This is a genomic window from Pseudoalteromonas sp. SS15 (assembly GCF_049257195.1).
In the GTDB taxonomy this organism is placed as follows: domain Bacteria; phylum Pseudomonadota; class Gammaproteobacteria; order Enterobacterales; family Alteromonadaceae; genus Pseudoalteromonas.
Genome location: NZ_JBMMUD010000002.1, coordinates 544,647 through 564,648, shown reverse-complemented (window position 1 = coordinate 564,648; position 20,002 = coordinate 544,647). Strand labels below are relative to the sequence as shown.

General features: G+C 42.7%; 17 protein-coding genes. 9 read left to right on the top strand and 8 right to left on the bottom strand.

Annotated elements, in window-relative coordinates:
* Positions 1 to 2 precede the first annotated feature (2 nt).
* The 5 genes from AAEU28_RS06905 to AAEU28_RS06885 form a co-directional block, all read right to left on the bottom strand.
* The gene (locus AAEU28_RS06905; protein ID WP_421963455.1) at positions 3 to 929 is read right to left on the bottom strand and encodes a hypothetical protein; all 927 of its coding nucleotides are present in this window, start codon (positions 927 to 929) and stop codon (positions 3 to 5) included.
* Positions 930 to 983: 54 nt separating this feature from the next.
* Positions 984 to 2,678 carry a thiamine pyrophosphate-binding protein gene (locus tag AAEU28_RS06900; RefSeq protein WP_421963454.1) on the bottom strand — a complete coding sequence of 565 codons (1,695 nt, stop codon included), beginning with the start codon at positions 2,676 to 2,678 and terminating at the stop codon, positions 984 to 986.
* A 57-nt stretch (positions 2,679 to 2,735) separates the two neighbouring features.
* Positions 2,736 to 4,229: a flavin monoamine oxidase family protein gene (locus AAEU28_RS06895; RefSeq protein ID WP_421963453.1), complete on the bottom strand. Its 1,494-nt coding sequence runs from the start codon at positions 4,227 to 4,229 to the stop codon at positions 2,736 to 2,738.
* Positions 4,230 to 4,269: 40 nt separating this feature from the next.
* On the bottom strand, positions 4,270 to 5,106 hold the full coding sequence (locus AAEU28_RS06890; protein WP_421963452.1) for an alpha/beta hydrolase: 837 nt from the start codon (positions 5,104 to 5,106) through the stop codon (positions 4,270 to 4,272).
* A 541-nt stretch (positions 5,107 to 5,647) separates the two neighbouring features.
* Positions 5,648 to 6,880: a helix-turn-helix transcriptional regulator gene (locus tag AAEU28_RS06885; protein ID WP_421963451.1), complete on the bottom strand. Its 1,233-nt coding sequence runs from the start codon at positions 6,878 to 6,880 to the stop codon at positions 5,648 to 5,650.
* Between the two features lie 166 nt (positions 6,881 to 7,046).
* Here AAEU28_RS06885 and AAEU28_RS06880 point away from each other — a divergent pair, with 166 nt between their 5' ends.
* The gene (locus AAEU28_RS06880; RefSeq protein ID WP_421963450.1) at positions 7,047 to 7,859 is read left to right on the top strand and encodes a DUF2306 domain-containing protein; all 813 of its coding nucleotides are present in this window, start codon (positions 7,047 to 7,049) and stop codon (positions 7,857 to 7,859) included.
* A gap of 27 nt (positions 7,860 to 7,886) precedes the next feature.
* Here the strand turns inward: AAEU28_RS06880 and AAEU28_RS06875 are convergent, their stop codons facing one another.
* Positions 7,887 to 8,498 carry a DUF6933 domain-containing protein gene (locus AAEU28_RS06875; RefSeq protein WP_421963449.1) on the bottom strand — a complete coding sequence of 204 codons (612 nt, stop codon included), beginning with the start codon at positions 8,496 to 8,498 and terminating at the stop codon, positions 7,887 to 7,889.
* Positions 8,499 to 8,609: 111 nt separating this feature from the next.
* Positions 8,610 to 9,485 carry a YicC/YloC family endoribonuclease gene (locus AAEU28_RS06870; RefSeq protein WP_138477970.1) on the bottom strand — a complete coding sequence of 292 codons (876 nt, stop codon included), beginning with the start codon at positions 9,483 to 9,485 and terminating at the stop codon, positions 8,610 to 8,612.
* A 202-nt stretch (positions 9,486 to 9,687) separates the two neighbouring features.
* Here AAEU28_RS06870 and rph point away from each other — a divergent pair, with 202 nt between their 5' ends.
* From rph to trmB, 7 genes are all read left to right on the top strand, one after another.
* Positions 9,688 to 10,401 carry a ribonuclease PH gene (rph, locus tag AAEU28_RS06865; RefSeq protein ID WP_058031002.1) on the top strand — a complete coding sequence of 238 codons (714 nt, stop codon included), beginning with the start codon at positions 9,688 to 9,690 and terminating at the stop codon, positions 10,399 to 10,401.
* Between the two features lie 21 nt (positions 10,402 to 10,422).
* Positions 10,423 to 11,067 carry an orotate phosphoribosyltransferase gene (gene pyrE, locus AAEU28_RS06860; RefSeq protein ID WP_058031001.1) on the top strand — a complete coding sequence of 215 codons (645 nt, stop codon included), beginning with the start codon at positions 10,423 to 10,425 and terminating at the stop codon, positions 11,065 to 11,067.
* Positions 11,068 to 11,360: 293 nt separating this feature from the next.
* Positions 11,361 to 12,728 (top strand): UDP-N-acetylmuramate:L-alanyl-gamma-D-glutamyl-meso-diaminopimelate ligase, encoded by a 1,368-nt coding sequence (gene mpl / locus AAEU28_RS06855; protein WP_421963448.1) that lies wholly within the window; start codon positions 11,361 to 11,363, stop codon positions 12,726 to 12,728.
* 30 nt (positions 12,729 to 12,758) lie between these two features.
* Positions 12,759 to 13,382 carry a flavin prenyltransferase UbiX gene (locus tag AAEU28_RS06850; RefSeq protein WP_390442281.1) on the top strand — a complete coding sequence of 208 codons (624 nt, stop codon included), beginning with the start codon at positions 12,759 to 12,761 and terminating at the stop codon, positions 13,380 to 13,382.
* 1 nt (position 13,383) lies between these two features.
* Positions 13,384 to 14,304 carry an ATP-binding cassette domain-containing protein gene (locus tag AAEU28_RS06845; protein ID WP_421963447.1) on the top strand — a complete coding sequence of 307 codons (921 nt, stop codon included), beginning with the start codon at positions 13,384 to 13,386 and terminating at the stop codon, positions 14,302 to 14,304.
* Positions 14,301 to 15,074, top strand: coding sequence for an ABC transporter permease (locus AAEU28_RS06840; protein WP_058030997.1), 774 nt, complete (start codon positions 14,301 to 14,303; stop codon positions 15,072 to 15,074). The genes AAEU28_RS06845 and AAEU28_RS06840 overlap by 4 nt, the downstream gene beginning before the upstream one ends.
* Entirely contained in the window at positions 15,074 to 15,745 is a 672-nt protein-coding gene (gene trmB, locus AAEU28_RS06835) for a tRNA (guanine(46)-N(7))-methyltransferase TrmB (protein ID WP_404393304.1), read from the top strand. Before AAEU28_RS06840 ends, trmB begins: the two co-directional genes overlap by 1 nt.
* Positions 15,746 to 15,975: 230 nt before the next feature.
* On the opposite strand, the gene AAEU28_RS06830 is transcribed toward trmB, so the two are convergent.
* The gene (locus tag AAEU28_RS06830; protein ID WP_421963446.1) at positions 15,976 to 17,853 is read right to left on the bottom strand and encodes an EAL domain-containing protein; all 1,878 of its coding nucleotides are present in this window, start codon (positions 17,851 to 17,853) and stop codon (positions 15,976 to 15,978) included.
* A 259-nt stretch (positions 17,854 to 18,112) separates the two neighbouring features.
* Between AAEU28_RS06830 and panP the strand changes: the two genes are divergently transcribed.
* On the top strand, positions 18,113 to 19,738 hold the full coding sequence (gene panP / locus AAEU28_RS06825; RefSeq protein ID WP_421963445.1) for a pyridoxal-dependent aspartate 1-decarboxylase PanP: 1,626 nt from the start codon (positions 18,113 to 18,115) through the stop codon (positions 19,736 to 19,738).
* Positions 19,739 to 20,002: the final 264 nt, after the last annotated feature.

The following is a 20,002-nucleotide window of genomic DNA, read 5'->3' as shown; positions in this document are numbered from 1 at the left end:
ATTTAAACCTTTTCGTAAATACTGAGATATTCCGGCAGCATAGTGCTTTCTTCGAGCGGAATAACCTTATGCACTTTGTAGCCATAGACCGCCATTTCTCTATGCCATGCATCTAAAGATTGCAGTCTATTTCTATGCGTTTGCGCGCTCTGCCATGAGCGACCATGTAGCAAGTTTTGCCAGTCATTAAATACCGAGACCAGATGTTTTTGTGCGGTGTGTTGCACGTCGAATATCGGCATTATGAGTTTGCCACCGGAGGGCATGTGCTGCTTTATATTGAGCATCAGGTGAGTAAACTCATTGCTTGAATAGCTGTGAGGGCCATTATAAATGGCGGCTAATTCAGCCTTAGGTGTATTTATATGATTTGCTTGAGTGAATAGCTCTGTTGGATGAATCACTCCAGTGAAATCTGCTCGTGGCAATGGTGTATATTGCTCGCTTAAGGTGTGCGTCATGGTATAAGTTGCACCATTAAAAAATGGCAAGTGATTGATTGGATCAAACTCACTATTGGGTAGACCAAAGCTGATATACCCAGAGAACCGTTGATGCTGAATTAACTCTGCCAAATATTGGCTGAAGCGCACTTGCTGATCTTGCAAACGATGCATATTAAGCAACTGTATATTGAGGTTACTGCTGGCTAAAATAGCCGACAAACGCTGGTATATCAGCGCTTCATCTTGCATGTTTGCCGCACACTTTAATGCTTGAGTGTGTATTTCAGCATCTTGATATAAGTGCAGTTGCTTTGCTAATAACGCAGTAAAATCATTAAATAAATACTTATTTAAATACAACGCATGGTAGCTATTTGATTCATTGAGCAAGGCCCTTATCCAAGGCGAAGCAAACGTATCAAGGCTGGTTAATCCGGCAGCAGCAAAACCGCTTTTTAAAAAAGCGCGTCGCGACAATGTCATCCTTTTACCCTTGTGTTAACGAGGCCGGTATGATGTTTTACCGGCCGGTTTTGATTAAATACCTAAAAAGGCACGGTTTTCAGCTGGGAGATCTTTCATTGGGATCTGCGCTGCGATCACACAAGGTTGATCATCGCGGGCATGTGCATGTTGCAGTGCACCAAGTAGATCTTCATAGGTGTTTACTCGAAGGCCAATACCGCCGTTGTATACATGCGGCATATTTTCGTACTTCCAACCATTGAGCATCACGTAATCTAATGGTGCTTTACCAGGCTCAGTAAAGAACGAACCGTCAATTAAGAACTGCTCTATCGCATATGATCCATTATCAACAATGACAATAATGGCTGGGATATTGTTTTGTACAAAGGATGAGAATGCCTGTGACACCATTTGGAATCCACCGTCACCAGTCACAATAAGCGGTCGTTTACCCGTTGCAAAATAACTACCAATGGCGGCGGGAGTGCCCTGACCAATTGAAAGCCAAATCGGGTTAGCTAAGAAGCATTGTGTATCGGTCACAGGTATATCCGCGCCCGGGAAGCTTGCCAAACAGGTATCTAAACTAATGTAATATGGCGCATGGGTGGTATTTAAGAAATCCCCGATGGCAGCAAAAATTCCATCATGCCCCAAAGTGCCTGAATATGGATCGCTGGCAAATTTGCTTTGCCATTGCTCTCGGCGTTGCTGATAACTTAATCCGGCGACACTGGGCACGGTGTTACCTTGTGAGTTAAGGGTTGGCAACGTATTGATGGCTTCTATTGCAGCGCCCAAAGAGAGTTTTGGTAGTACATGGCTGCCTACCATGGCTTTATTAAATGCCACACGGATCAGCTTCTCTTTCAGTGAGATAACCATATAACGGTGATCAATGCCAAACAAGCAACCAAGTGCAATCACACAGTCAGATGATTCAACACCTTGTGTTATGGTTGAGGGGGCTAAATCACTGTCATACACACCGCAAAACAGAGGGTGTGATTCACTTACTAAAGACTTAGACAGCAAGGTGGTATAGAAAGGCAGTCCCTGAGATTCAACAAATTGCATTGCCTCATCAATTAGACCAAATCTAACTAGTTCAGCACCCAATAACACCACAGGCTTTTGGGCATGCGCTAGTCTGTCTTCAAGGGCGCGGACAAACTGTTGCTTACCCGCAGTGTGGCGTTTTGCTGAATAGCTTAAGTTCGCAGAGAAGTGACCAATCGGCTTTTTCCACAAATCTTGAGGGATCTCGATATACACAGGACCAGATTGCTCTAACGCAGTGATCAGCAAAGCATCTATTCTATCTGCAGCACCGTCTAATTCACGGATCTCTTCAGCGGCGAGCGTCAGCTCTTTGAACACGTGTAAATCGGTTTTACCAAACCCCGTTGAGTGCGAGAATAACACATCGTATTCGGCCTCAAGGCTTAAGTCTTTATCGGTTGGACCGCCGTTGATAACCGCCAGAGGCACGCGCTCTGTTAATGCGCTGGCAATGCCGTTGGCCATACTTAACGTACCAACCCCATACGCAACTGAAACAGCACCTAAGGCGCCTTGTCGGCCATACCCGTCGGCGGCATAACCTGCTTCTAGTTCATTAACGGTATTGATGAAGTGCATGTCAGGATCGGCAACTAAGCTGTCGATAAAATCTGAACATGATGTACCCGGCACACCAAAAACATGGTGACACCCTAATTGTTTAAGTCTGAGTGTAATAAACTCAGCGACTGTATAAGACATGATATTTCCTTATTACCAAAACTTATCTTTGGCTTACTACTTTAATTGGTAAAAAATTTAAGCGTGTTTGTGAATGTATTGCACGGCCTCAAGCGCTGAGACTAACGCGCCTTGGATCCAAGAGTGATAGACAGAGCAATGCTCACCCGCGAAGCATAAGCGCTGCTCAGGTTCACGCATGAGTGCATAATAATCTTGATGATCTCTGGGGTTGAAAAAGGCATAGGCACCCGCTGAGTGAGTATGGTTACTCCAGCTCCATCGCAAGACACTTAAAATGTCATCTCGTGTGATATAGGGGTGTACTTTCTTCAGCTCGCTATAAATCAGCTCTTTAAGCTCGAAGTTATTGAGCGTATCAACACGGCGTGCGTGTTGACCCCAGGTATAAGAGGCGAGTAGGTAACTTGCCGAGTTTGATACCAAAGTATCTTTGGCGATGGCATTATCAGCTGGATACCAAGTGTGTCCTAGGCCGACATCATAGATGGTGCTACCACCATAGATCCCTTCTTTTAGCTCCCAAAAACGATTTTTTGTTCTGATCAATACTTTAGTGGCTGAATCATAGTGCACTTGTGCAAATGCACGCGCTTTCTTTGGGTTTATACTGTTATGAAAGTCGATTTTGCCCAAAACGCCAAAAGGCAGCGTACAAATAGCATAATCAGACTCTATGGTGTGTTTGTTTCTATCTCTCGACTGGTAACACACAGATACCTTATCGGCTTGATTGTTAATGTCGACGACTTTGGCTCCCGCCAGAAAATTAACTTTACCTGCAATATTTTGATAAAGACGTTGTGCGAGTAAATCCGTACCGCCGACGATTTCGTCAAAGCCTTCAAACCAAACTCGCTCAAGTTGCTCGCGCAAATGCTCTGAAAAAGCAGTATGTAGTAAGGTCGAAACCCCATAAATTGACGAGACATACTCCAGGGCTTCTGAGCTTAACCCCGCTTGTTTGAAGGCATCTTTTAGCGACATAGCATCGAGAGTTTTCAGTCTGTCAGTACTTAACTCTTTGTCATATAGGGACAGTTTTTCTTTATCCGATAAAGCATTGAGTACTTCAGTGACGGCAAGATCCCACATATCATCTACGCTCATGTTGCGCTCTTTAGGGGTCAGATCGAAGGCCTGCTTTAGGCGTTCAAAACCTTCAGCGCTCCGAGCGACTTTTTGGCCGCGGATCATCGCGTGGGCTCTGGCATTATCCTGTACAAATGGTCTTAGCTTTAAGCCCATTTCAGCGATGTAATGACGTGATAGCTGATGATGTGTTGGAATACGCATTGCGCCTAATTCGGCATAAAGCGTATCAGATTCTCGTAAGGTTCTAACGCGACCACCGATATGGCCAGGATCAGCCTCAATGATGGTCACTTTGGCACCGAGTCTTAGTAACTCGTAGGCGCTGGTTAATCCCGCAATACCACCTCCAACAATAGTAACAGAAGGCGTTTTCGGTAAACTTTGGGCAGCAAGTGCCCTGACACTTTTCAATAGCGCCATAGGCTTGCCACTATGGGCAAGAGTATTATTCATCATTAAAAAGTCCTTTTAACGATTGATTAAGTTTATTTAAAAATTAAAGTGTTAACGCTGATTTAATCGCATCTGCCAAAGCCACAGGTTGCGTGATCATAGGTAAATGACCAGACGTAATACTGTAGGTTTTTGTCGCACCTATAGATTGAGCAATCTTTTGTTGTGTCGCATAAGAGATGATTTTATCTTCTTTCGCAAACACATAGGCTTTTGGAATTGCGTCTAACTTAGTTTTGTTTAGATACACTTTGCCTTCGCCCGTGACAGCAGGTTCATCGACAGATTGTGACCAAATTTTTGCCTTAAGAGGTTGAGATTGGGTGTTGGTAAATGACGCGACATATTCAGCTTGGTTGGTGATTTTCATCCAGCCATCTTTATAGGTGACCCCTTTGAAGTAATTGTCTTCATCGTCTTTGTTTAGCAGTGCAAAAGGTTTAGCGCCTTCGATAGGCGCAACGGCACTGACATAGATTAAGTTACTGATCTCAGCCTTATTGCATGATGCGAGCGCTTCGTGAGCAACCGCGCCACCTTGGCTGTGCATAACCCAAACCTGAGGCTGGGGTAGTGCATTCGTTCGCTCACACAGTGCCTTTGCCGCGTGGTTTAAGGTAATGCTTGATGGCGTAACAGTATTATCACGTCCGGGTAAATCTAGAATATGTGATGCAATTTGTGCACTTTCCAGTTCAGTTGCAACAGGCTGCCAAGCAGAGCCTCGCAAATGTGCGCCATGAATAAATACCACAGTGGTAGCAGCTTGCTCAGCGCTTAGAGTGGCTGCAGAAAGCGGTGTTGAGTTTGACGAAATACTATTACAGGCCACTAAACTGGCTGTGGCACAAAAAGCGATAAAGGTATTTTTTAACTTCATCCTAAGTCCTTCCTAATTCTGTAAGTAAAAAACGCGGGCATCTTAGCAATAAAAAATACGAAAAATAACAGTATAAAAAATAGGGACTTTTGCTTTTTAACTGCGTTAATCGAAAAAACTCAAAAATCATTTAGGTTTGCCAAAACAGTTGAGAATTTTTATGCTAAACAGCAGGTTAACTATTCTATGACCGTGTGAAGTGAAGGTATTATACTTTTGTCGAATAAAAATAATTATTGTTTCTTGTAGTCGAACGGACTGTTTTCTTTTTACTCAAAAAGGCCTGCAATAATGTAAATATTGCGAGAGTAAGTGCACAGTTATGATTATTTATTATCTGTCAAATTAACCTTTATCTTTCTCCCACTATTGAAATATGCAGTCTTAACGAGTTTTCTTATTGGACACTGTTGAGGGGAGTTAAATAGTTTTTTTTATAAAATAATTTATTTTAAATCTCCCATTAGGTGGTATCTGAATGTAATTTTCAGTTTATTGCACACCGCAGGTATCTTTGCGTCTAATTTAGATAAGTGCTTATTTATTTTGACAGTTGCTTGAATTGACTTGGTGTTAATTGAGAGTATTTTTTGAATGCACTATAAAACGCTGATTTAGAATTAAAGCCTACTTGCATGGCAATATCTAAAACCGTTAGTTCTGACTCTAATAGCAGCTTTTGTGCAGCCACAATGCGTTTATGATTCACATAATCAAAAAAGTTTGTCGCTAAGGTTTCATTGAGTGTTTGTGAAATATAATTAGGCGACGTATGAATGAGTTTGGCAAGTTTTGGTAAAGAGAGGTTCGCATCTAAATAAAGCTGCTCCGAGGCCATCGCCGCTTCCATTTTCTGTGCGATGTTTTCTGCCATCTCAGCAGTGAGTGCTGAGCGTTTATATTTCTCAGAAGAAACATTTTCAGACTCTTTAACTTGGCTGTTTTCATTATCCACAGCTAAAGACACTTGATGTTCAACATCGACCGGCTCGGTAGAATATAGCTCTTCAAAGCCCGGTTTTTGTCTCAATCCCCAAGTGGCGATAAAGCACACCGTAATGAGCAAAACAAACTGAAAGGTATCTTGTGTAAATTCACTGGCGATAAACAAATTATCGAGTAATAAATTGATTGCAGCGAAAGCCCAAGCAATGCCTATAAACAGCAGTAAACCACTAAGCCACCTGATCTCTTTAGTTTCGGTCGAAGCAAATACCTGTTTCAATTGGTTTCTATAGTGCTGTAGACGCTTGATAATTTTAATCAGATAAAACGCTGACTGTGCAATCCAGCCCAACACCAGCACAAAAGTGGCAATCAGCAATCCGTAGATGAAGTTTCTAAACAGTGCCGATGTCTGTTCGAGTATCGCTATGTCACCCTTACCAAGCAGACTGTAATGAATCTCAGCGGGTAGCCAAAAGGTGACAAGGCTAATCAATAACCCAAGCCCAGGTAGAGCCAAATGCCTTATATCGGATTTTTCAAATCGCCAAAGTGTATTGTGTGTTAAGCCTTTTACATATAGCCAAAAGCAGGGCGCGATCAGTAATAAAGCAGGCAGTGCCAGCGTTAAGGTTGATAGCTGTAAAGCGGGTGCGAGTACTTTTAGACTTGGCTGGCAAATAACAATCGCGACGCCAATAAAACTCAAAGCGAGCGGAAAATAAGTGTGGTTTTTGTCGGTTCGAACAACCAGTAAGTTAGCGCTAAAGAATAAAACACTCAAAGTCGCAATATTAATTGCCAGTAAATTTAAATCAGCGGCTGGCATATAGTAATCCTTTTTTATCCTTACTTTACAGTTGGTTAGTTTTGTTCTTAAGGTGTTCTATTGATTTGGCGAAGTTCAAAAATGGTCTTAATCAATAGGCCAGAACGACACACTAACATTGATATTACAAGATTGTCTCAAGCAAAACGACAAACAAGGCAATGTTATGAACTTAATCACTGCAAATAAAAATCAACGAGACCCGCAGCTAGTAAACCCAAAATATCAGGCAGCGTCATCATCAGGTAAATCAAATGCAGTACACTGTGGTCAGAAAAAAAGTAATCACAAAACAAGTATTCACAAAGTAAGTCCAAGTAATTGGAAAGTAGTCAGCCTATTGTTCTTTTTAATTGGTCTGCCCGCTATACCAGCAGTTTTTATTGTCGCACTGGTCTTACTCGGCCCAGATGCAATTGCGGAGGCATCAGGTATGATTAATGCCCGTTACTTTGAACTCCCAACAGCAATTTTGGTACATGGGGTAAGCGGCATTGTTTTCTTCTTTTCATTACCTACTCAATTCTCAACTCGATTACGCATAACTCGACCTAAGATGCACAGCGTAATGGGGCGCTTTGCAGTTGTGTCTGCGTGCGTCATGGCAATATCTGGTGTGTGGATGCACCTCGTATTTTCACCAACAGATTTAGGTGCGCGTTTTATATCCTTGGTGATTGTGACCATCGCTATTTGTATTAGCTTCAGTACAGCTATTGTGTTTGCAATGAAGAAAAACATCGGCGCCCATAAAATCTGGATGACACGCGCCGTAGCCGTCACTTTAGCTGTGGTAACACCACTATTCTTGGGAGTGATTTTAAGTCTGTTTATCGATGTAAACAGCCCGATTGGAGAGCTTGCTGTCAGCATACTACACGACTACGACCGTCTAATTGGATTAGTTTTAAATCTGCTGGTGGTAGAGGTGTTAATGGCTAAAAATCGCCTTTTACCAGAGAAAAATGGAGTAAGTTAGCAATGGCATAGCTTTTGTTGATGGGTGTTAGCTTAATAAAGCGAGCATTTCCTTAATTGGCCAAATACAGTCTTTTTGTCCTTTAACCATGCAAGGTCGCTCCGCTAACCAAGCTGCTGTTCTATAAGGCGAGCAATCAATGATATTAATTTTATCGAACCAAAGTTGATGTTCTATATCGCCTTTCATTTGGTTCATCGTCCCTTGCACACTACGGTTATTGGCTTTGGTGATTGTTAGCGGGCCGAGTAATGAGGTTGCTTTTTGTAATTGCTGGTTATTTGCACCTACTTTTAGCAAGGTATTCATAAAGCTATCAGCAAAGAGAACATCTAACTTCGCAAAATCTGGTTTGGTGAGACCAATAATAAATACCGGAAAGCGGGTTTGATTATGCATCAAGAGCACACAGTTTCTGCGTTGTATGGTGAGCAAATTAGCATGCCAATCTGACAAAGGGTGAGCGCCTGGCGTGCTTAAATCAGTCAGTTTTGCATCAGAACAAGCGGATATTACTCCTTCATTGATAGGGAGCTTTGCAATGAGTTTTTGTGTACAGAACAGGTTAATCATGCGGTTGTCTTTTTGTTTCAATGACATTTGAAGTTTAGCGAAACTATGAAGGTTAATATACTCCATAAAATGTACTTAATCTGAGCCCAGGATAATAAATCTCTTAACCAAAGCTCAGGTTACTCAATAAAAAACCGCCAAAAGGCGGTTTTTCAAAGCTGGTAAAATATCAGCTTATTACTCGATATTCTGAATTTGCTCGCGCATCTGCTCAATCAATACCTTTAACTCAACCGCTGCATTGGTGATCTCTGTGTTGATTGACTTTGATGCTAGGGTGTTTGATTCACGGTTAAACTCTTGCATCATAAAGTCTAAGCGACGGCCACATGCGCCACCTTTCTTTAAGATTTTGTTTGTTTCTTTCACGTGAGACTTTAAACGGTCTAGCTCTTCAGCGACGTCTTGTTTTTGCGCAAGGTAAATAAGTTCTTGTTCAAGACGGCCTTCGTCGATGTCTGTTTTAAGTTCATCTAAACGGCTGGTTAGCTTGTCGCGTTGCCATTTAGCCACTTCTGGCATATGACCTTCAACAATCGCTACTTGCTCAATGATGGCATCAAGACGTGTTGTGATCATGGCTTCTAGGTTTTCACCTTCACTTGCACGCGCCGCTTTGAAATCTTCAACCAGTAAATCAAAACCAGCGAGTAGCTCGCTGTTTACTGTGTCTAAATCGATTTCTTCGGCTTCCATCACGCCCGGCCAGCGTAAAATATCAACTGGGTTAATAGTGCTTACTGCTTGGTCGCCATTGCTTTGTGACTGAACCCACTGGGCACTTTTAATTAACTGTTGTGCCAGAGTCTCGTTGATAGATAATTCGCCAACATGGGCTGGGTTGGCTGCAAACTTTAAGAATACTTCAACCTTGCCGCGTTGTAGGTGCTTGCGAAGGCGTTCGCGTATTACCGGCTCCATACCGCGAAATTGTTCAGGTGCTCGGATAAAGGTTTCTAGGTAACGCTGATTAACTGAGCGGATTTCCCAAACCCCTGTGCCCCATTCACCTTTAACTTCTCGGCGTGCGTAGGCGGTCATACTGTGGATCATGTAAAGATTCCTAAAATCATAAAATTAAAACCGATGGCATTATAGCTACAGGGCAGGCCAGTTTGAAGTGCAATTTCTGCCCAGTCACAAAATCATCATTTTTGTTGAGAGTAAGTTATAGCCCGAATTAACACAAATGTCCGTGGCAAGATAGCGCATGACCCTTTATAATATTGAAAATTTTGAATATAGGGGAACGTGGATGCGTCCAAGTGAAAGAACAGCAAATCAAATTAGGCCTGTGACCTTTACCCGTAACTATACTATGCACGCCGAAGGCTCTGTGCTGGTTGAGTTCGGAAACACAAAAGTACTTTGTACAGCAACGGTTGAAGCCGGTGTACCTCGCTTTATGAAAGGCCAAGGTAAAGGTTGGATCACAGCTGAATACGGTATGTTGCCACGTTCTACTCATACGCGTAATAACCGCGAAGCTGCAAAAGGCAAGCAAGGCGGCCGCACAATGGAAATTCAACGCTTAATCGCGCGTGCGCTTCGTGCTGCGGTTGATTTGAAAGCGCTTGGCGAAAACACCATTACAATTGATTGTGATGTGCTTCAGGCTGACGGTGGTACGCGTACGGCGTCTATCAGCGGTGCATGTGTTGCCTTGGTTGATGCACTGACTAACATGCGTGCGAAAGGCATGATCAACAATAACCCGCTGAAGTTTATGATTGCGGCGATTTCTGTAGGTGTTTACAAAGGCCAAGCGATTTCTGACCTTGAATACCTAGAAGATTCAGAAGCTGAAACTGATATGAATGTGATCATGACAGAAACAGGCAAGCTGATTGAAGTACAAGGTACAGCTGAGGGCGAACCGTTCTCATTTGAAGAATTAGATGAGCTGTTAGGTTTGGCGAAGCATTCAATCCGCGAAATCATCGATATTCAAAAACAAGCATTGGCATAATTTAAGTAGGGTTAAGTTGACATGAAAGCATATCAAAAAGAGTTTATTGAGTTTGCTCTAGAGAAGCAGGTGTTAAAGTTTGGTGAATTCACTTTAAAATCTGGCCGTACTAGCCCTTATTTTTTTAACGCGGGTCTGTTCAATACAGGTCGTGATCTGGCGCGTTTAGGTCGTTTTTATGCAGCAGCACTAGAAGATGCTGGCATTGAATACGATTTACTATTTGGCCCAGCGTACAAAGGTATTCCAATTGCGACAACGACAGCTGTAGCCCTTGCTGATCACTACAACAAAGACGTACCGTATTGCTTTAACCGTAAAGAAGCAAAAACCCACGGTGAAGGCGGTAGCTTAGTAGGTTCACCACTTGAAGGCCGTATCATGTTAGTTGATGACGTGATCACAGCGGGTACTGCAATTCGCGAATCAATGGAAATCATTGCTGCGGCAGGTGCTGACCTTTCAGGTGTTTTAATTGCCCTAGACCGTCAGGAAAAAGGTAAAGCTGAATTATCTGCAATTCAAGAAGTTGAACGTGATTTTGGTACACAAGTGGTATCAATCGTGAAACTTGCTGACCTAATTACTTACCTAGAAGAGCAAGGCTCAATGGGCGAGCATTTAGAAGCGGTTAAAGCGTACCGCGACCAGTACGGCGTAGCCTAATACTCGTCGTCTTTCGTCTCGTACGGGTGTTGGCTTCACATATATCGCCCAATCACATAGGAAACCTATGCTCATGGGTCTCATATGTTTGCCGCCTACGTACAATACGAAATACTTAGAGTTTGAACCTGTTCTATGTGCTGTTATAAATGCGTTTGTTTAAGAGAATAGGTACAAATATAAGATAGAAGATGCCAGTCTAAGACTGGCATTTTTTTTATTCATTTTGCCCACATTAAGTTTAAATAAAGTAATATGGCAAACCATATATTCTTCACCCAAGGTCTTGGTTTATGAGCAACAACAATAATAAACACATTCATATTTTAGGTATTTGCGGCACATTTATGGGCGGCATTGCGGCCATTGCTCAGTCTTTGGGTTATAAAGTGACAGGCTCAGACCAAAACGTTTATCCGCCTATGAGTACTCAGCTTGAAGAATTGGGTATTGAGCTCACTCAAGGTTACGATCCTAAACAGCTAGACCCTGCGCCTGATATGGTGGTGATTGGTAATGCTATGAGTCGTGGTAATGCATGCGTTGAGTATGTGTTAGAGCAAGGCTTAAATTACACCTCAGGTCCTGAGTGGCTAAAGAATCATTTACTGCGTTACAGCTGGGTATTGGCAGTGGCGGGCACACACGGTAAAACCACAACTGCGAGTATGCTGGCCTGGGTTTTAGAATATGCAGGTTTGCGCCCTGGTTTTTTAATTGGTGGCATAGTGCAAAATTTTGGGGTGTCGGCTCGCGTGAGTGACACGCCGTTTTTTGTGATTGAAGCAGATGAATACGACACAGCTTTTTTTGATAAGCGCAGCAAGTTTGTCCATTACCTGCCGCGAACGTTGATCATGAACAACCTTGAATTTGATCATGCCGATATCTTTGCTGATTTAAACGCCATTCAAACGCAGTTCCATCATCTTATTCGTACTTTACCGGGTAAAGGCAAAGCCATTTATCCGGCGGATGATATTGCCTTGCAAGAGGTGGTTGAGCGCGGCTTTTGGAGTGAACAAGAAACTTTAAAAGGCGATTGGGACTATCACTTACTCTCAGCTGACGGCTCGCAATTTGAAGTGCTTTTACATGGTGAAGTACAAGGGGTTGTGACCTGGGACGCAATTGGTGAGCACAATGTGAAAAATGCCATGATGACCATTGCAGCAGCGCGACATGTGGGCATTCCAGTTGAGGTGTCGATTGATGCCTTAGCTGAGTTTATATCACCAAAACGCCGCATGGAGTTGATCGGTGAAGTAGCAGGTATTCGTATTTACGACGACTTTGCACATCACCCAACGGCAATTAAAACCACTTTGGCAGGCTTAAAAGCCAAAGTAGGCAGTGATGAGGTCGTTGCAATTTTAGAGCCTCGTTCTAACACCATGAAAATGGGCGTACACAAACAAACCTTGTTGGCGTCACTTGAACAAGCTGATAAAGCGTATTTATTCGAACCTGAAGGGTTAGATTGGTCGTTGAAGGCCCAAGCCCAAGAAGCAGGGCGAGAGTGCGATAGCACGATTGAGTCTATTATTGAGAAGGTGTGTGCAAACGCACAGGCAGGCCAGCATATTCTTATCATGAGTAATGGTGGTTTTGCAGGTATCCATCAAAAATTATTGGCAGCGTTGCAGGCTAAATTTAGCTAGGTTGCCAACGTCGAGCTTAAAGGTTTAAAAATGAAACAGTATAAAGAGGCCATCACTCTGGCTTTTAGTGGCGCATCGGGCGCACCCTATGGTCTTCGTCTACTCGAAGTGCTGGTGGCAATGAACTACCAAGTCTATGTGCTTATTTCGAGCGCTGCGCGTGTGGTGCTTGATACCGAATCAAATATTAAGTTGTCGGGCAATGAGCAAAAATGCACTGAGCAGTTAAGTGAGCTGGTAAAAGCAGGGCCTGAGCAAGTAAAAGTATTTGGTAAAGATAACTGGTTTAGCCCAGTGGCTTCTGGTTCGGCGGCACCGAAAAAAATGGTGGTTTGTCCGTGTAGCGCAGGTTCTGTATCGGCGATTGCGGTAGGCGCATCAGATAACCTATTAGAGCGTGCGGCTGATGTGGTGATTAAAGAGCGTGGGCAACTGATTTTAGTGCCTCGCGAAACGCCATTTAGCTCAATTCACTTAGAGAATATGCACAAGCTGAGTCAGATGGGCGTGACCATCATGCCTGCGGCTCCGGGTTTTTATCATAAGCCTGAATCAATCGAAGATCTTGTCGATTTTATGGTGGCGCGAATTTTAGACCACCTTAATATCGAACATACACTCACTAAACGTTGGGGTTATGGAGACCACAAATAACATGACCATCGCATTAAATATTCAAGGCTTACGCAAAGTCTATAAAAATGGCGTCGAGGCGGTAAAAGGCATCGACTTGCAAGTAGAGCAGGGCGATTTTTTTGCGCTGCTTGGCCCTAATGGTGCAGGTAAATCAACCACCATTGGCGTCATCTCATCATTGGTAAATAAAACCGCAGGCACAGTTGAAGTCTTTGGTCATTCAATTGATACGAATTTAGAAGACGCGAAACAAGAGCTAGGTCTAGTGCCGCAAGAGTTTAACTTTTCTCAGTTCGAAACTCTGAACCAAATTTTAGTGAACCAAGCGGGTTACTATGGTGTGCCACGTAAACTTGCCCATGAGCGTGCCGAGAAATATTTAAAAAAGCTGGGTCTGTTTGATAAAAAAGACAAGCAAGCGCGTACGCTTTCGGGTGGTATGAAACGCCGCCTGATGATTGCGCGTGCATTAATGCACGAACCTAAGTTGCTTATTTTAGATGAACCAACCGCAGGTGTAGACATCGAACTACGTCGCTCAATGTGGGATTTCTTAAGGGAAATCAATGAGCAAGGGGTAACGATTATTCTGACAACTCACTACCTTGAAGAGGCGGAGTTACTGTGTAAAAACATCGCCATCATCGATCAAGGTACGATTGTTGAAAACACCACGATCAAAGCCTTACTTGCCAAGTTAGACAAAGAAACTTTTGTACTCGACTTACAGTCACCTGTGAAGCCCGTTACCTTAGAGGGTTATGAGTTCGTGATGACTGACGACCACACATTAGAGGTTGAAGTGGCAAAATCTCAGGGGTTAAATGAGGTGTTTTCACAGTTATCAGCGCAAGGTAATACCGTACTGAGTATGCGAAATAAAGCTAACCGATTAGAAGAGTTGTTTGTAAGTTTACTAGAGCAGGGGCGTGAAGCATGAGTTTAAGTCGTTATTCAGTCGCGTTAAAAAGTATTTGGATCAAAGAGTGTATTCGTTTTTTACGCATTTGGGTGCAAACTTTAGTGCCACCTGCAATCACTATGACCTTATATTTTGTGATCTTCGGTAGTTTAATCGGCTCGCGTATTGGTGAGATGGGCGGTTTTAGCTACATGGAGTTTATTGTTCCGGGTCTGATCATGATGTCGGTGATCACCAACTCTTATTCAAATGTGGCATCAAGCTTCTATTCGACTAAATTCCAAAAGAGCATTGAAGAGCTGTTAGTGGCGCCCGTTCCAAATTACATTATTGTGCTTGGTTACATGGGCGGCGGTATGGCTCGTGGCATGCTAGTAGGTTTAATCGTCACAATTGTGTCTTTGTTTTTTGTTGATATTCAAATTCATAATGTGTTTGTGATCATCGCCACTGTGGTACTGACATCGGCGGTTTTTGCGTTAGGTGGCCTTATCAACGCCGTTTATGCCAACAGCTTTGATGACATCAGTATTATCCCAACGTTTGTCCTGACGCCACTAACTTACTTAGGTGGAGTATTTTACTCTATCACGTTGTTGCCTGAGTTTTGGCAAGGTGTGTCGCAGGTAAATCCGATCATTTATATGGTGAACGCATTTAGATTTGGCTTTTTAGGTGTGTCTGATGTCAGCATTTACACCTCATTTGCGGTATTATTAGTGCTAATTACTGGTTTATTTATTACGGCACTGACATTAATTCGCCGTGGAATAGGGTTACGTCACTGATGAGTGAAGCAAATTCGAGAAGCATTGTTTCAAACCAACCTGGGCTTCATGAAAAGCTCGATGAAATAGTACAAAAGCACCTAGCGGCAGAGTTTAAAAAGCCCATTGCCGAACATACGCAAAAAGCGTTTGATGAGGTCAATGAAAAGGTTCAGGCTTTTAACGGGCCTTTGATTTTAGACTCATGCTGCGGAGTAGGTGAAAGCACTGCTAACTTAGCTAAGCTGCACCCAGATGCCTTGGTGATTGGTATCGACAAATCGTCGCACCGCTTAGATAAACATGATGTGGAATATAAGCAAACTGAATCAGGGCACTATATTTTAGTTCAGGCTGATTTAAACGACTTTTGGCGATTAGCGCTAGAAGCTGGTTGGCAGCCAACGCATCATTATTTGTTATATCCAAACCCTTGGCCTAAAGCCAAGCATATTGGTAGACGTTGGCATGGTGCCCCCGTCTTCCCATTTATTGTGAAGCTAGGCGGTATCTTAGAAGTGCGCTCTAATTGGGATATTTACGTTAAAGAGTTTGCACGTGCGCTAGAATTAGCAGGCCACCCAGTTGCCGTTGAAGCTTATGAAAGTGACACTGCCATCACGCCGTTTGAGCGTAAATACTGGGCAAGCGGGCAATCAAGTACGCGTTTAAAGTTAGATTTATCGCGCTAAGGTAATACCAATCCGCAATAACACTTAATCATTTTGAGGGATTAAACCTGATGATAGCTGCGTTAAAGATTTCTCATTTAGAACAACTAAATAACGAAATATTTGCCTTGCTACCAACAAGGTTTTCTTGCCTCAAAATAGACCACTTAGTTAAGCGGATTGGTATAGCCTATTTTCAAACTCATTAAAAAAGGGCTATCTAGCCCTTTTTTACATTGAGGCCCAAAGGTCTATGCACTTGCCTGATATGTCGCATGCTCTTCGGGGCATTTGATATGTGGCGTTGCCTTGCCAATATAACTCCCTTGTAAGTAAGTGACACCAGCTGAACTGAGTAGTTCGTACTGTATTTCGGTTTCTACATTACCGACGATCAAGTGCATTTCTCTATCTTTACATAAACGCGCTAAATGCTCGATAAAAGACAGGACTTGTTCATCACTTTCTAGGTGCGTTGAAATGGCGTCATCGAGCTTAATGGCATCAATGCTGAGTTTCATAACTCTGCTGACGGTCAATAAGCCGCTGCTCACTGAGTTCACCAAGATTTTCACGCCTTTGCTCTTTAATATATTGATGGCAACCGCCATAGCATTAAAGTTATCTAGAATATCTTGTTCATCAAGTTCGAAGGTGATTAAGCTTGGTTGCGGGTAGCGACGCAGCTCTTGTGTAATGAAATCAATTAATTGTGGATCAGAGGCATCTTGGTAGCTTAATCCAATCGACCAAGCGGTACGAGATTTTCTAAAGCGAGTTATACATTGAGAAAAAATATGTCGCGTGAGCTGCCCTTCCATGCGGGACTGTTTCATCACCTCAGAAAAAGCGTTGTCAGTAATGATACCGCCTTGCTCATCGAGTACACGGGCATTACATAAATACTGGCATATATTGTCATGATTCGGCGCGCAGCGCGGGGTAAAATAAACAACCACGCGATTTTGAGAAAAGGCATCATTAAGTGTTTTAGCCATTGCGAGGCGAGCATGTTGTAACTGTTTAGCTTCGTGCTTATCAATACTGTAAATACACACTAACTCTTTTTGCTGAACCGCTTGTCGACAAGCAACATAGGCGTTTTCTAACAGTAAAGATTTATTCCCTTCCGCTATGCCTGCATTAAGCTGAACATAAAGGTGGGGCCGATTTAATACGGGAGAACTGGCAGGAAACTGTTGTACTAAATTACTTAAAAAATGCTCGCCCCTTTCACTGTCACAAAATAACACTAACTTTGATGTTGCGAGTCGGTAAACATACACAGAGTTAGACTGAGTAGCAAAGTAACCCATTACTTTGTTCATGACCTGATCGCCCACATTCGCCCCGTAAAAACTGACGATATTTTCTAGCTCGTGTATTTCTACGATAGCGAGGCTTAAGTGCTGACTTTTGTGCTGCTTAATATCGTGCTCAAGGGCAATACGGTTGCCAAAACCTGTGCGAGGATCTGTGGTGAGTGACTTTCGATATAAGATAAAGTAAAAGCTGGCCACCAAAACAGCGATGAAAAAGAAAAAGCTGCCACTGAGAATGGCACGCGTGACGCTGGCATTGAGCTGCGCCTGAACAGAATCCATGGTTATGTCAGCACCCACCAGGTAAGTTTTACCTGTATTGCTCATATAGGGCACAAGAATTGTTTTAAAACGCCCCCACTGGTCTTCTGATATCTCAAATACGGGTTCGGTAGAGCGAAAAGCACTTTTATTTATGACTGTCGCTTCTGGGTAGGGGTCTAAAAAGCGAGTAAGCATGTTCGTTTGTACATCTTCTTTGGTGTAGCTTGATGAAGTAAAAAGTACAAAAGGCTGCTCATACACCATGCTATAGACGTACTCGACATTGAGCGTATCAGCCAAAAGCGAAAGTTGTTTGCTTAAACGTTGGTATTGTTCAGGTTGAGTTGCAGCTAAATCATCATGATATTGTTCGCCAATCAAAAGCTGTGCACTTTTAGCTGCATGTAGTAAGCGTTCATCAATATCACTAATAATGGCTGTACGTGTTGTTTCGTAGGTGTAATAAACGTAACCCACTAAGCAAGTTAGAAATATAAAAAAGCCTGCAAAGAGAATATTTGCTGGCGAGGTCCTTCTGATCATTGTTAGTCCTTATTCTAAAAAGCAAAAAAGCTTTGAAGAGTGATCATCATTTTCCACAAATATTAGGCAAATATCTGACTTAAGTCCACTTCAAGATTGCGTCTTTTACACTAGTATAGAAAGCGCGTTTAAGTTTTATAGGCGCAAAACGAGACTTTAATGAAAACTTAAAGTACAGTTAGCGGTTTAGTCATATAAGAATTATAAGGCCAATGGGGATATTTAAGTCCATCGTTGGTTTGTTTAACTAGGTAGAAACATGGGTCCTAAGCGTTGTGCTGTAGCTTCTGATGAAACTTTAATGCGTATATTTACGGTGCCGGAAGCGCCAGATTCAACTTTAAGCAAGATTGAACTGGAAATCTCCAATAATTTGGTGGGCTTTTTAAACGAGAATATTGCTGCAATTGAAAAACCTTTGCACGAAGTGGAAAAAGATTTTCAGTCGGCTGCTATTCCAGAACAGCCTATGTTTGTATCTGACTATGCTCAAGACATAATGGAGCAGCTTGTTGCGCATTCAGTGCATACGGCTTCCCCGAGTTTTATTGGGCATATGACCTCAGCACTTCCTCATTTTGTTTTACCTCTGTCAAAACTCATGGTGGGGTTAAACCAGAACCTAGTTAAAATCGAAACCTCGAAAGCATTTACGCCACTAGAACGCCAAGTATTGGGTATGATGCACCACCTTGCTTACGGTGCTGAAGAATCTTTTTATGGCAAATGGATGCACAGTGCAAAAACGTCGTTAGGTGCGTTTTGCTCAGGTGGAACCGTTGCCAATATTACCGCACTTTGGATCGCCCGAAATCGCTTATTAAAACCACAAGGTGATTTTAAAGGTATTAACAGCCAAGGCCTAGTGGCAGCTATGATGCATTATGGCTACAAAGGCTTGGCGGTTTTAGTGTCTGAACGCGGTCACTATTCACTGGGTAAAGCCGCAGATGTATTAGGCATTGGCCGCGACAATTTTATTGCCGTTAAGACCAGTGATAATAACAAGGTTGATGTTCAGGCCATGCGTGAGAAAGCGTTAGAGCTTGAAGCGCAAGGCATTAAGGTCATGGCATTAGTGGGGGTTGCTGGCACAACGGAGACAGGTAACATAGACCCATTATATGAGATGGCTGATCTAGCTCAAGAGCTAAACTGTCACTTCCATGTTGATGCAGCTTGGGGTGGCGCTACCTTATTGTCTAGCAATGCGCGTCCATTATTAGCAGGTATTGAGCGTGCGGATTCAATTACCATTGACGCACACAAACAAATGTATGTGCCTATGGGCGCAGGTATGGTGCTGTTTAAAGATCCGCATGCCACCGATGCCATCGAACATCACGCTGAATATATTCTTCGTAAGGGCTCTAAAGATTTAGGGAGTCATACGCTAGAGGGTAGCCGTCCTGGCATGGCGATGTTGGTACATGCGTGTTTACGTGTGATTGGTCGTAAAGGCTATGAAATGCTGATTGATAAAGGCATTGCGAAGGCAAAGTACTTTGCCGAGCTTATCAAACAAGATGAAGATTTTGAGCTGGTATCAGAGCCTGAGTTATGTTTATTAACTTACCGTTATGTACCTAAGGCAATTAAGCAGGCAATCGCCAATGCGAATGAAGACGAGAAAATCGACATTTATGCTGCATTAAACCGATTCACGGCAAGCATGCAAAAGCGTCAGCGTGAAGCTGGGCGCTCATTTGTCTCTCGTACACGCCTTACGCCAGCACAATACGATAATCAGCCTACGGTTGTTTTCAGAGTAGTATTAGCCAACCCATTAACTTCGGAAGCTATGCTTAAAGAAATTCTAGACGAGCAAAAGCAATTAGCGCAAACAGATCCTATCTTTAAAAAGTACTTGGCTAAGTATATTTAACTTTATATAACTGAATACTACTTATAAATTAAAGCCAACTGAATAAGTTGGCTTTTTTATACCAATACTCTTAATTTAGTGAGCTATTTTAAGGCAAGGAAAGCTTGTCGATAAGAAGGCAAAAATCTTGTAATTTAGTTACTCTAAATAAGAGATTTTTAACGCAGTTAGCGACAGCTTTAGTCACTGAAAATGATTAGGGTCTGTTGATCTTTCAAATTCAATTTTGCAGCAGTTTGATTGGTATTTAAACAAGGCAGAGCC